14 protein-coding genes are annotated in these 13,105 nt (G+C 40.6%); 9 read left to right on the top strand and 5 right to left on the bottom strand.

Translation table 11 applies throughout. The features are described from left to right. Nucleotides 1-83: 83 nt before the first annotated feature. A complete protein-coding gene (locus tag P2W73_RS21160; protein ID WP_276504100.1) occupies nucleotides 84-731 on the top strand; it encodes a dioxygenase family protein in 648 nt (215 codons plus the stop codon). A gap of 10 nt (nucleotides 732-741) precedes the next feature. Here P2W73_RS21160 and P2W73_RS21155 read toward each other — a convergent pair whose 3' ends face one another. The 4 genes from P2W73_RS21155 to P2W73_RS21140 all read right to left on the bottom strand — a co-directional run bounded on the left by P2W73_RS21155 (nucleotide 742) and on the right by P2W73_RS21140 (nucleotide 4,610). Further along, nucleotides 742-1,416: a YggS family pyridoxal phosphate-dependent enzyme gene (locus tag P2W73_RS21155; RefSeq protein WP_276504099.1), complete on the bottom strand. Its 675-nt coding sequence runs from the start codon at nucleotides 1,414-1,416 to the stop codon at nucleotides 742-744. A 122-nt stretch (nucleotides 1,417-1,538) separates the two neighbouring features. Further along, nucleotides 1,539-2,711 (bottom strand): serine hydrolase domain-containing protein, encoded by a 1,173-nt coding sequence (locus tag P2W73_RS21150; protein ID WP_276504098.1) that lies wholly within the window; start codon nucleotides 2,709-2,711, stop codon nucleotides 1,539-1,541. A gap of 85 nt (nucleotides 2,712-2,796) precedes the next feature. Further along, entirely contained in the window at nucleotides 2,797-3,522 is a 726-nt protein-coding gene (locus P2W73_RS21145) for a LytR/AlgR family response regulator transcription factor (protein WP_276504097.1), read from the bottom strand. Continuing rightward, on the bottom strand, nucleotides 3,519-4,610 hold the full coding sequence (locus P2W73_RS21140) for a sensor histidine kinase (protein WP_276504096.1): 1,092 nt from the start codon (nucleotides 4,608-4,610) through the stop codon (nucleotides 3,519-3,521). The genes P2W73_RS21145 and P2W73_RS21140 overlap by 4 nt, the downstream gene beginning before the upstream one ends. Nucleotides 4,611-4,958: 348 nt before the next feature. On the opposite strand from P2W73_RS21140, the gene P2W73_RS21135 reads away from it, so the two are divergent. From P2W73_RS21135 to P2W73_RS21115, 5 genes are all read left to right on the top strand, one after another. After that, nucleotides 4,959-5,636 (top strand): hypothetical protein, encoded by a 678-nt coding sequence (locus P2W73_RS21135; protein ID WP_276504095.1) that lies wholly within the window; start codon nucleotides 4,959-4,961, stop codon nucleotides 5,634-5,636. A gap of 46 nt (nucleotides 5,637-5,682) precedes the next feature. After that, the gene (locus P2W73_RS21130; protein ID WP_276504094.1) at nucleotides 5,683-6,399 is read left to right on the top strand and encodes a head GIN domain-containing protein; all 717 of its coding nucleotides are present in this window, start codon (nucleotides 5,683-5,685) and stop codon (nucleotides 6,397-6,399) included. A gap of 56 nt (nucleotides 6,400-6,455) precedes the next feature. Continuing rightward, complete coding sequence (locus P2W73_RS21125; protein ID WP_276504093.1) at nucleotides 6,456-7,085, top strand: porin family protein; 630 nt, start codon at nucleotides 6,456-6,458, stop codon at nucleotides 7,083-7,085. 101 nt (nucleotides 7,086-7,186) lie between these two features. Next, a complete protein-coding gene (locus P2W73_RS21120; RefSeq protein WP_276504092.1) occupies nucleotides 7,187-7,432 on the top strand; it encodes a hypothetical protein in 246 nt (81 codons plus the stop codon). 63 nt (nucleotides 7,433-7,495) lie between these two features. After that, nucleotides 7,496-7,687, top strand: coding sequence for a hypothetical protein (locus tag P2W73_RS21115; protein ID WP_276504091.1), 192 nt, complete (start codon nucleotides 7,496-7,498; stop codon nucleotides 7,685-7,687). 19 nt (nucleotides 7,688-7,706) lie between these two features. Here P2W73_RS21115 and P2W73_RS21110 read toward each other — a convergent pair whose 3' ends face one another. Further along, a complete protein-coding gene (locus tag P2W73_RS21110; protein ID WP_276504090.1) occupies nucleotides 7,707-8,864 on the bottom strand; it encodes an acyl-CoA dehydrogenase family protein in 1,158 nt (385 codons plus the stop codon). A 255-nt stretch (nucleotides 8,865-9,119) separates the two neighbouring features. Between P2W73_RS21110 and P2W73_RS21105 the strand changes: the two genes are divergently transcribed. The 3 genes from P2W73_RS21105 (at nucleotide 9,120) to P2W73_RS21095 (ending at nucleotide 13,067) form a co-directional block, all read left to right on the top strand. Beyond that, a complete protein-coding gene (locus P2W73_RS21105) occupies nucleotides 9,120-9,542 on the top strand; it encodes a cytochrome c maturation protein CcmE domain-containing protein (protein ID WP_276504089.1) in 423 nt (140 codons plus the stop codon). Between the two features lie 134 nt (nucleotides 9,543-9,676). Further along, nucleotides 9,677-12,274: a cytochrome c biogenesis protein CcsA gene (ccsA, locus tag P2W73_RS21100; RefSeq protein ID WP_276504088.1), complete on the top strand. Its 2,598-nt coding sequence runs from the start codon at nucleotides 9,677-9,679 to the stop codon at nucleotides 12,272-12,274. 88 nt (nucleotides 12,275-12,362) lie between these two features. Next, a complete protein-coding gene (locus P2W73_RS21095) occupies nucleotides 12,363-13,067 on the top strand; it encodes a DUF4294 domain-containing protein (protein WP_276504087.1) in 705 nt (234 codons plus the stop codon). Nucleotides 13,068-13,105 lie beyond the last annotated feature (38 nt).

Raw genomic sequence — 13,105 nt, 5'->3', positions numbered from 1 at the left:
CATCAAGCCATTGTTTCCTTTAGTGTAAAGAATTTGGGAACAGGGTAAAAATGGGCTGAGCTTTATTATACAAATCAAGCAAAATGACACGATTGATCATGCTGGTGATGATTCTGGGCAATGTGATGACCGGCTGTTCCCCAAAAACCAGCAACAAGCCAGCGACGCAGAATAAATTGGTTGGTGGTAGTTGTGAGGGTTGCGAAGCAATCCATGAAAGCCCCATCCCCTTTGACCAATTAAATAATATAGACACTCTCCCGGATTTTAATGATCCCGGTCCCAAAATCGAAATCAGCGGTGTGATATACCAAAGTGATGGCAAAACTCCCGCATCCGATGTTGTACTTTACGTTTATCATACAGATCAAAAAGGTATATATCCAACAAAAGGAGATGAAAAAGGCTGGGCCAGGAGACATGGATTTATCCGTGGTTGGGTAAAAACGGACAAAGATGGTTTTTACAAATTCTATACACTGGTTCCCGCCTCCTATCCAAACAGCCGAAATCCCAAACATATTCATCCCACCATAAAGGAACCGGACTTGCATGAATATTGGATAGACGAATATTTATTTGAAGGTGACCCTTACCTGCAGGAAGAAAAATCAAATCGTCCACCAAGAGGTGGTAATGGGATAATAAAACCCGTAATGAAAGACGGGATGCTCCGGGCCACACGGAACATCATCCTCGGGTTGAATGTTCCTGACTATCCAAAAAAGTAAAAAGGAGCTACTATTGATAATTTCTTTCACCAAAAAGCAAACTTCCAATCCTGACCATATTACTGCCTTCCTCTATCGCAATCTTATAATCGCTACTCATGCCCATAGAAAGAATTTGTAATTGGCAATTGGCAATTGGCAATTTGGCGTGTTTATCAAAGAGGCCTTTGAGAAACTGAAACTCCTTCTTTATAGTTGTTTCGTTATCAGTAAAAGAAGCCATTCCCATTAATCCGCAGATCCGCACATTTTCTAATTTCAATTTCTCAAACTCATCAATCGCTGATTTCAGCTCTGCTTCATTCATTCCAAACTTTGTTTCCTCCTGTGCAATGTGAACCTGCAGCAACACATCTATTACCCTTTTATATTTTAATGCCTGCTTATTCACTTCGTTCAGCAATTTAAAGCTATCCACACCGTGTATTAAGTGAACAAAAGGCGCAATATATTTTACTTTATTGCTTTGCAAATGGCCAATGAAATGCCAGCGTATATCTTTTGGTAATTGTGATTCTTTATCTGCAAGCTCCTGTACATAGTTTTCACCAAAATCCCTCTGGCCCAGTTCATACATTTCTTGTATCTCGGTAACCGGCTTTGTTTTGGAAACAGCGACCAATGTTATGTTTTTGGGTTGGAGCTCCGAAATAATCTGTTGATATGCGTCTTTATTGATTGCCATAGCTTTCTTTCAAAGGCGCAAAGTTTATATAAAGATTGCAAACAAAAAAGCTGGTGTTCTTTGCGGCGATCGACACGGAAAACGCTGCGTTGCTGCGAGAAACCCTGGTTTAATCACGAATATCATTTTAATAATATGGTTAATATTTCATTTTTAGCATCATTTGCTTTTATTCCTCCACGGCCTTCCACTACTACGCCTATATTGGTTGCCAGGAACAGGTATAGCTTTTTAGACGGGACATATAACAATACACAGCCCGCGCCTAATCCTCCTCCCCCATGCCCATAGCCAATGACGCCTTCCAGGTCAAAATGAATCAGGCCAAATCCATAAACCGGTTTGCCTTCATCATTATTTACCCACTGCTGCATCAGTTTCATGGACGAATCTTTTAATAATTTTCCTTCCATTAAGCCTTTTAGAAACTTAACGGCATCTACAGTTGTACTTACAACGCCATCATCTCCTTTTAGTGGGGCAACATTGGCCTGCTGCATAGGTGTAATATTCGCAGGTCTTCCGGTACTTAAGATATCCCAATAAGAGTCCGGTAATTCAGGATGGTTCATTTGCATTTTTTCAGGATGATAATGGGAATGATTCATCTGCAGCGGCTGAAAAATATGTTTAATAATGTATTGGGCATGATTGCCTGTTATGGCATCCCCGATCATAGCCAGCAACAAATAATTAGTATTGGTATAGCTATACTTGCTGCCGGGTGCAAACTGTGGTTCTTCTCCTTTCAAAAGCTGGAGTGCATCTTCCACAGGAAAAACTTTGGTGGGTTGCAAAATAACGTACTCAGTATATTTTGGGTGGGAAATATATTCGGCAATACCCGATGTATGATTGAGCAGCATGCGTACCGTTATCTTATCGGCATCTTTAACATACCGGGTATGCTTTGCTGCAAGATATTTGGTAATAGGAGCATCCAGTACGATTTTCTTTTCTTCATGCAATTGAAGAATCGCTACGGCCATATAAGTTTTGGATACACTCTGCAGGTATTGCAGGTTACAAATGGTCATGGGTGTTTTCGATTCCAACCTGGCATAGCCTGATGCTCCGGCCCACCAACCTTCTACTTCAGAGTAGACAGCCAATGATAATCCCGGTAGGTCTTTTACCGTATGTTTATCCATGGCCGACTGGAGATCTGACGCTTTCGAATAGTTGTTATTCAGCTCTACATCTGCCACGCATGTTTTTTTAGTAGCACTACTTTGTGCTTTTGAATAAAAAACAACGGATAACATACACGTTATCGTTAAAAAAAATTGCTTCATTGTTTTAAATATTTAAAAAATGAAAAGACGGAAAGCCTCGTTTTAAAAATGGTCGGGTAACAGGGACTGAAGTATGGTTCAACATCTACCGTTTGACAATTTTCCCTTCAATATATTGCCTGATAAAATCGTCTTTAAAACTTTGACCGATCGGTATTTCATTGTTCTGGATATAGACCAGTTCGTTGTCAAAAGAGGTAATATGCAATACATTGACGACATACGATTTGCTAACCCTTGCAAAAAGAGATGTAGGCAGTTGAGCTGCGATCGTTTTGACATTCATCGAAGTGATGATCTTGTTATCAGCAGCAGTGTAAATAATTACGTAATCCTTTAAGCCTTCGATATAAAGGATGTCTTTGAAATAAATCTTGAAATATTTCCTGTCGGCTTTGATGAAAACAAAATCATCTTCGATCTTCTCTACCTGGCTGTTGCTGGCCTCCTGTTGCAATAGCCTCAAATGATTTTCAGCTTTGTTCACTGCCTTCAGAAAGCGCTCAATGCGTATTGGTTTTACTAAGTAGTCAATGGCATCCAGTTCATAACTCTCTAATGCATATTGCGGATAAGCGGTAGTAAATATCACCAACGGTGCGTCCCGCAACGATTTTAAAAAGTCTAATCCACTCAGTTCGGGCATATTGATGTCGAGAAACATCAGGTCAATGCTTTCTTTACGCAGAAAATCGCTTGCAGCCAGTGCATTGCTGAATGATCCAAGCAACTGCAAAGAGGCAATGCTGGCAATATTCATTTCCATTCCCTGCCTCGCAAGCGGTTCGTCATCAACAACAATACAGTTCATACGGGGATAATAAGGTTTACAATATATTTATCTTTCTTATCTGTTATCTCCAGGGTATGATTACCGGGGTATAACAACTCCAGTCTTCTTTTGATATTTTTCAGGCCCAGGCCTCCTATTCCGTTTGTCTTTACAGGGGGTTTGGAATTTTCCGAAGTAAAATGCAATTGGTGTTCAGTAATGCGGAAATGTAGCGTAAGGTACGAATGTCCAACAGTAGATGCTCCATGCTTGATGGCATTTTCTACAAAAGGGATGAAAAGGAATGGCGGTACGGATATCCCATCTATTTTTCCTTCTGTATTTACTTCATATGTGAAATCATCCTTTCTTAATTTTTCCATGGTGAGCAGGTTGTGAATAAAAGTAATATCCTTTGATAATTGAATTTTTTCCCTGGCACTGTCATAAAGTTGATACCGCAGCAAATCGGATAATCCTAATATTACCTGTGAAGCTTTTTCAGGGTCAGTTTTGGTAAGAACATGCAGGTTGTTTAGGGTGTTAAATAAAAAGTGAGGATTGATCTGGCTTTTTAGTTGTTCCAGTTCGGTTTTCAGGTTAGCCTGTTGCAATTCATTCATTCGCTGCACATCGATGATCCATTTTTTAAATACTTTCAAGCCTATCATGCACCCCATCATTACCGCCACAACCAAAGATTTTTGAATAATATCCACTACGGAGAAATCGGTATACTGGTATACGTCGCTATAGGGAATAAAGGGTCTCAAAAAAAATAGTTCCAGTAAATAAGAGATTACGTAGATCAGGAAAAAAAGAATGACACAGCTTAAAAAGAATAAAACCAATTTTGAGCGAAACAAGAAGTGGGGTATCAAAACAAGAATAACAAAATAGAGTATTGACATGATAGAGATAAACATCAGGAAGTCCATAAGATAAATGGATTGTCTTACTTTACCGGAGGCATTCATGCGATCGAGCATATCTACATCGCCTTTAAAGGCAAGAACAAAACCCACTGTAATAAATAGTGTATGGCGGATCCAACTGTATTTACGCTCTACAATAAACCGTATCAGGGGGTTATTAAAGGGCGTCACTATCGCTTGATTATTTTGCATAGCCAAAACTACCAAATCACAATCCCCTAGAGCGATTATTATACGAATTGCTGCTTTTGTTATACAAAACACTGATTTGACCGTTTCTGGTCTCTCTTTACCGGTTTGCGAGTCTTTTGCCAGCCAAAACAAGTTTGGTAGAATTGCTAAGGCTGTTGGTATAAATGAATCAATTACCCCTTTGTCAGCCGGTTAGTTTTGCTCCTGAAATCAAATCGACAAAAAAATAAACAAATCAAAAGTTAACAAATGAAATGAGCCATAAAATTTTCGAGCTATTATGCCAAACAGCGATGAAAATTTTATGACGAATTCCATGTAACAAAAACAAAAACTAAAAAATTACACATGAAACATCTTAACAACCTTATCAATTCCTTTGCACTGGTACTTCTTATAGTAGTCAGCGTAGCAACAAAGGCACAAACACAGGCAGTTCTTCGTACTGTAAGCGCAGAAAACAAAGTAGCGATCCTGCCTATTACTTATGTCGGCGAGGGCAATGACATAAAATTGGATGAAATGCGCTATCGCCTTCAAAATATTGCTCATGACTATTTAAGAAGCGACGCGACGGAATTCAAATTCCAGGATCCGGCTGAAACAAATGCATTACTGAGAAGAAATGGTGTGAACGAATCAAACTTCAGGGAATTCACTCCAAAAGAACTCGCCGGGATATTGCGGGTCGAGTATGTGCTGATGGGAATAGTAAGCCAGGAATTTGTCGGCGAAACTACTGTCACCCGTACCAACAGGCGTGACTTTGGCAACAGGCATGATCACAGGTATAACCATGACCACAGGTACGACAATAGACACCATCACAGAAATAATAACAGAACACAAACCACGGGTCATTCCAGGACCAGGCAGGAACTAAGTACCAATATTGACCTTGACATATATAACGACAAAGGCGAAAACATCTTCAGCAAGTCGAGACGATCTATCCTGTCAGGAACAGATGCTTACAAATACGGCATACAATACCTGTTGAAAAGATCCCCGCTTTATAAACGATAAAATGTATTCACTAATTATTTAATCATAATCATTAAACTAAAATCAAATGAAACTTGTAACTAAAATGGCCTTGTGTATCACAATAGCCGCGGGCATGGTATCCTGCAAAAAAGAAGTCATCGGTGAAGGACCGATAAGAACAGAAACGAGAACGGTAAACAATTTTTCGGGTATTGACCTGCAGATGAATGGCAATGTATATTATCAGAATGCGGACGCCTGGAAGGTAGAAGTGAGTGCAAAAGCAAGCATTCATGATGTACTGGAAACAAACGTGAATGACGGCCGGCTTGTTGTAAGATACCGTAATGGTAAAACATATGACAATGACGAAAGTATCCGTATCAATGTATCAGGACCGGGTGTAAATAGTTTTTCATTAAACACATCGGGAAATATTATTTGTCTCAACGCTATTCAAACCGACAACCTCTATTTGCGTAGCAGCGGTTCAGGAGATATCGTTTTGCAACATGTTGAAGCAAATGCTATCGAAGCAGAATCAAAACAATCGGGTAGAATATCAGCAACGGGTGGTTTCACAACCAATGAAAAGCTAAAAACAGATGGCAGCGCTAAAATTGATCTTTCCGCTATCAGCTCAAAAAATGTTACCGCCCGCATTATCGGGTCAGGTGATATCAAAGTAAAAGTATCAGACAGGCTGGATGTTACTATCGACGGAAGTGGCTCTGTTTTCTTCAATGGCTCACCGCTTATTTCAACACATATCAACGGCACAGGAAGACTTATACGGTTTTAATTCTTTATAAATTTTTTATCAATCAAATACAATCATTAATCATTAAACAGTTTTTTATGAAAAAGTTTTTTTTATCAGTAGTTACGATTCTCTCGATTTCTTTAGTATCAAATGCGCAATTTAAAGTAGGTATCAAAGCGGGCATTAACGATAATGACCAACGGATAAAAGTTACAGAAGGTAGCATTTATGGCGGCGATAAGTTCAAAGGATACCATGCAGGGCTTGTTGGTGATCTGAACCTCGGCAAAAACTTTTACCTGCAACCTCAACTTTTGTTTACACGTAAAGGAGCGATACATCTAAGTTCAACAGGTGCGGAGGATATGAAAATAAAGATGAACTACGTGGAGATGCCCCTGAATGTTTTATATAAGATCGATCTGCCCTTTGGAAAGGTGTTCGGTGGTACGGGTGTGACGCTAAGCTATGCCGTGGGCGGTAAACAGGAGCAGGATGGTGTAACGAAAAAACTGTACTCCAATACGGGTAATAACTGGAGACGGGAGGATATCAGCCTGAACTTTACTGCAGGACTTGAATTTAACAACGGTTTGTTTGTCAGCGCAAATTCGCAGAAGGGGTTGCGAAATGTATACAAAGCGGGAGCCGATATTAAAAACAGGTCGATGTCTGTTTCAGTTGGCTACCTGATTGACTGGAATAAATTTAAACGAAAAGCGTAGTTGGTTTTGATCATGGTTTAATGTGGCGGTGCCCACACGGGCCCGCCGCATTTTAATCACTCTCTCAATGAAATCACGTTTTATCATTAAAAAAATTAGTTATGAAATTATTATACGCCATTCAGCTACTGATCATTCATTTCCTGGTATCGCTGACGATTGGAATAATGACCGATAATTTGAATTACCGCTTCTGGACCTGGGTGGCTATAAGTGTCCCGGTCAATCTTATAATCAGTGGATTTTTTTTATCAGGAAACAAAACAAAAGAAATATACCCGGTCGAAAATGAAGAAATATTTGACCATCTTTTTATCAAAAAAAAAATAAAAGGTCCTGGTAAATAAAACAAAAAACAAGTTTACAGGACTGTATAGAAACAAAATCAATAAAAGTTAAAAACACAATTTATGAAAGGAAAATACATCACATTAAATATCATGATGGCTTGTACAAAAAAACGTACCAGCGTAAAGAAAAACATCCACGAGCAACTGGATGAGACAATCTCCGAGCGAAAAAGGATCATGGAGCATTTGGATAGGCATATTCAAACCGCCCGCATGGTGGAAATGATCTTAACCAATAAAAAAGCTGCTTAACGCAGCTTTTTTATTGTTGTTATTTCTTTAAAATGCTCCTGCTGATCACAATCCGTTGCACCTCACTTGTCCCTTCATAAATCTGCGTAATCTTCGCATCTCTCATCAGCCTTTCTACGTGGTATTCTTTTACAAAGCCATAGCCACCGTGTATTTGTACGGCTTCTACAGCAGTCCACATGGCTGTTTCTGATGAATAAACTTTGGCCATTGAACTGCTAACTGTATAGTCTTTGTCATTATCTTTTTCCCAGGCTGCTTTCAGGCAAAGCAGTCGTGCAGCTTCGATCTTTGTAGCCATATCTGCCAATTTGAAGGCAATGGCCTGGTGGTTCATGATCTCCGTGCCAAAAGCTTTTCTTGTTTTGGAATATTCTTTGGCCAGTTCAAAAGCACCGCTTGCTATGCCCAAGGCTTGTGAAGCAATGCCAATTCTTCCGCCGGCTAATGTTTTCATGGCAAAAGTAAACCCAAAACCGTCGGCACCGATACGGTTCTCTTTCGGCACTTTTACGTCTGTAAACATTACCGTATGTGTATCGCTGCCGCGGATACCCAACTTATTTTCTTTGGCAGCAACGGTTACACCCGGCCAATTTTTTTCTACGATCAACGTATTTATCCCTTTTGACCCCTTTGCCGGATCGGTTTGCGCCATCACCAGGTAAACACTGGCTGTACCTCCATTGGTGATCCAGTTTTTGGTTCCATTTAGCAAATAATAGTCGCCCTTATCCTCCGCTGTTGTCCGTTGTGAAGTAGCGTCGCTTCCTGCCTCGGGTTCACTAAGCATAAAAGCACCAATATACAGATCATCATCCTTTTTCCCCTGGGCCAGCGGCGTCAAATATTTTTGTTTTTGTTCTTCGGTGCCAAACTGCTGCAGGCCATAACATACAAGGCTATTGTTTACACTCATCACCACGCTTACGCTGGCATCTATTTTACTGATTTCTTCCATGGCGAGCACATAGCTGACCGTATCCATGCCGGCTCCGCCGTATTTTGGATCGACCATCATTCCTAAAAAACCGAGATCAGCCAGCTTCAGTACCTGTTCACGGGGAAACTGTTGTTTTTCGTCCCGTTCAATAACTCCCGGAAGGCAATCGTTTTTTGCAAAATCCCTGGCAGCTTTTTGAATCATTAATTGTTCTTCTGAAAATTCAAATATCATATAGCATTAAAAATTTATACCCGGCAAAGATAAGGTCTTAGCCTGTTGACAATGAACAATTGTTAGTTGATCTGTAACAACATTCCCGGTTGTATTTGTCGGACCAGGTTTTACATCTTGTTGCTTGTTTTTAAGATTTTTTTTTGATTTTAATGAACAAAGCATCTCTGCCTTCGTTAATACAACGGCTGCAAGCAGCATTTTTTAACGTAATTTCGCAGCGCATTTAAAACCCGGATTGCCGGACACTAAGCCATGAAAAAAATCCACATTGTTTTGCTTGTCCTGGTGGCTGCCGCCATCGCTGTGTTAATTAGTTTTTTACAAACTGCCACTACTTATGATACCGTGGATACCGCCGTATCCAAACCCGGCAAGTTTGTTCACCTGATGGCCCGCCTCGATAAAACACAGCCGGTGGAATACGATCCCCTGAAAGATCCCAATCATCTTGTTTTTACTGCTGTTGATACTTTAGGTAAATCTGTAAAAGTTGTCTACAATAATCCCAAACCGGAGAACTTTGAGATCAGCGAACGCCTTGTATTAAAGGGAAAATACCGCGAAGGTGACGGATACTTCGATTGCAAAAGCATACAAACCAAATGTCCGTCCAAGTATAAAGATGACATGAAAGCAGCACAAAAAAGTGTAGAAGCCACCGAGGCAAAATATTAATGTGCCTGTCTGCCAGTTAAGACATCTGCATTCAACAGTGGACTTCCTTCATTGAAACCTGAGAATTGAATATTGGTAGTGAATATATACGGGGTAGTGTAAAGTACCCACTAATAATAAATTAAACCCACGCAATGGATTACTTTGGCGAACATCTTTTACCAGGTCAATTAGGACATTTTTTCATTGTGCTCTCATTGGTAGCTTCGCTGGTAGCGACATTTGCCTATTTCAAAACATTTAATTCCAAACTTCCTGCTGATTCTCAATACTGGAAAAAACTGGCCCGCTATGCTTTTATCACAGAAGCCATTTCTGTAGTATCTGTTGTAGCCATACTTTTTTACATTAACTCCAGTCACCTGTTTGAATACAAATACGCCTGGCAGCATAGTAGCCGTTCATTGGAACCCAAATACCTGTTGGCGTCTATGTGGGAAGGACAAGAGGGTAGTTTTTTATTGTGGAGTTTTTGGCACTGCATGCTGGGGCTTGTATTAATTAAAACCAGTAAACAATGGGAAGCCCCGGTGATGACGGTGGTGAGTTTTGCGCAGTTTTGTTTGGCCACCATGGTTGCCGGCCTTTATTTATTTGGTGAGAAACTGGGTTCCAATCCATTTATTTTATTGAGAGATTCTGGCGTGCTGGATAATGCTCCTGCGCTTCACATGAATTTTGACATTAATCAACCTTTGCGGCAGGATTATATGTCAACCATAAAGGATGGCAATGATCTGAATCCATTATTGCAGAACTATTGGATGGTCATCCATCCGCCGGTTCTGTTTTTAGGCTTTGCTTCTACCCTTATTCCCTTTGCCTTTATAATAGCGGGTTTATGGACAAAAAAATTTGGCGATGTGTTAAGACCGGCCCTTCCCTGGTCACTTTTCTCATTGGCGGCCCTGGGAATTGGTATTATGATGGGTGCGAAATGGGCTTATGAATCATTAACCTTTGGGGGGTATTGGGCCTGGGACCCTGTTGAAAATGCATCCCTGGTTCCATGGTTGATTTTGGTAGCAGGCATCCACACCTTAATGATCTATAAACATAGTGGGCACTCATTACCCTCCACTTATTTGTTCCTGTTTTTGACATTCATCTTTATTCTATACTCTACTTTTCTTACCCGCAGCGGTATATTAGGTGAGGCATCGGTGCATGCCTTTACCGACCTGGGCATGAATGGTCAGCTCTATTTGTTATTGTTTGCGTTCACCTGGTTGCCGGCATTTTTTATTGCTACTACTGCCAATCAAAAAACCATTACCGCAGCCAGTGGAATAGTGTTACTTACAGCTTCTTATTTTATTGATGCACCTGCCATCGCATTCTTAACCATCCTGATCGGGGTTGGATTTTTTATTTACCAGATTCAAAAACAAATACCGGGCGTAGTAAAAGAGGAAAGCGGCAACTCGAGGGAGTTCTGGATGTTTATCGGCGCACTGGTATTTTTTCTTTCGGCAATCGTCATCATCAGTAAAACCTCTTTGCCGGTAATTAATAAAGTATTCAACCTGCAACTGGCTGCTCCGGAAGACGAAGAAATGGCCTATAACCAGATTCAGATTTTTGTGGCAATCATACTTGGGATACTGACTGCAATTACTCAATACCTCAGGTATAAGAATACCAACGGCAAACTCTTTTGGAAAAAGATTGCCGTTCCAACAATTATTTCCGTCGTACTGGCATCGTTGATCCTTGCTTTTGGCAATATTAATTATGATAAGCATGGCCCCGGTTATCTCGGCGCTATATGGCTGGCCATTACAGGTAGTGTGTATGCAATTGTTGCTAATGCAGCTTATATCTGGCTAGGGATGAAGGGCAGCTTGAAACTATCCGGCGGTTCTATTTCACACTTTGGCTTCGGGCTCGTATTGTTAGGTATTTTAATTTCTTCTTCTAAAAAAGAAATTCTTTCCCACAATACCAGCGGCATCGCCATAGATTTCGGTAAAGAAAGTAAAGAAAAAACCGGTGAGAACCTGACGTTGATCAAAGGCCTCCCGATGAAAATGGGAAAATATGATGTCGCTTATTTAGGCGACTCAGCGCATCCCAAAAAACAACAGTGGTATTATAAAATACATTTCAAAAGTCGCACAGACGATGAAGAGTTTACACTTAGTCCCAATGCTTTTGTTAATTATAAAGGCAACGAAGGCCTGATGGCTAACCCTGACGCTCGTCACTACTGGGATCATGATGTGTTCACCTATATCTCTGCTCTACCCAATCCGGAAAAGAACAAAGACACAGCCAGTTTTACCAATAAAGAAGTAAAAATCGGTGATAGCATTTTTTATTCGAAAGGCTATCTGATACTGGAAAAGCTTACTACCAAAGACAATATGCCTTTCGAAGGATTCCAGGCTGGTGACAAGGCAACCGTGGCTAGCCTGAAAGTTCATTCGTTTAACAAAACCAGTTACACCAGCGAGCCACTACTCATCAATCAAAAAGGCCAGTCGTTTGCCATGCCCGATACCGTCATGTCGGAAAGCCTGATTGTTCGGATCAATAGTGTAAAAGAAGACGGCAGTGGCGCTGACATTGGTATCAAAGAGTCAAATGCCATTTTGGAATATGTCACCCTGAAAGCTTACAAATTTCCCTTTATCAATGTACTTTGGTTAGGTATAATTGTTACGGCCATCGGCATCATTATCAGCATGGTTCGCCGTATCGAGGTAAACCGACTGAAGGCAGAACGTTAAATTTTTGTAGCCGTTTGCAGATGGGCAGCTCAGAAACTGGTTTTGCTGTCTTGTATGAGATTGGTAGATTTAATAAATTTACGAGCGGATGACTGGTGTTTTCTCATATAAAATAATTTTTAGAGCTGCCCTGTGGATATGTTTTATTTTCACCGGACTGCAATTATCTGCTCAAATAGGCCCACCATCAGGTACGGAAGATACCATCCCTCCCATGCCTTCCTATGAAGAACGGTCAAAAAAATGGGGACCCAATGATACCATTATTGTTGATGCCATTTGGTACAACCGGGAAATGCAATCTTACAAGGAAGAACCGATGGTATGGATTTCTAAACTACCGCCTAAAAAATTAGAAAAATACATAGCCGAATGGAACCGGCTGCGCAACGCTGTCTATGTTACCTACCCCTATGCAAGAGTAGCCGGTCATACTATTAATGATATTAATGCGAAGCTGGCCAATGTCAGTTCAAAAAAAGCAAGAAAAGAATATATCAAGTCGAGAGAAAAAGAATTGCGCAAGAGTTTTGCCGACCCGCTCTCCAATCTTTCAGTTTACCAGGGAAAAGTGTTGATGAAACTCATCAACCGGCAAACAGGTAATAACTGTTATGAGATCATCAAAGAATACAAAGGCGGTATGAATGCAAGACTGTATCAAACGGTCGCCTTTTTCTTCGGCAGCAGCCTGAAACAACAATGGGATCTCGCTGATAAAACAGACAGGCAGATCGAAAATTTCGCCAATGAAATTGATGGTGCCTGGTATGGTAATCCGTATCGGAAATAAAGATACTCATCTCGCCCCCATCCCCTAAAGGGGTGTAT

Source organism: Terrimonas pollutisoli, from assembly GCF_029360765.1.
GTDB classification, from domain to species: Bacteria; Bacteroidota; Bacteroidia; order Chitinophagales; family Chitinophagaceae; genus Terrimonas_B; species Terrimonas_B pollutisoli.
The sequence above is the reverse complement of the archived record's forward strand: the minus strand, read 5'-3'. Positions and strand labels throughout refer to the sequence as shown.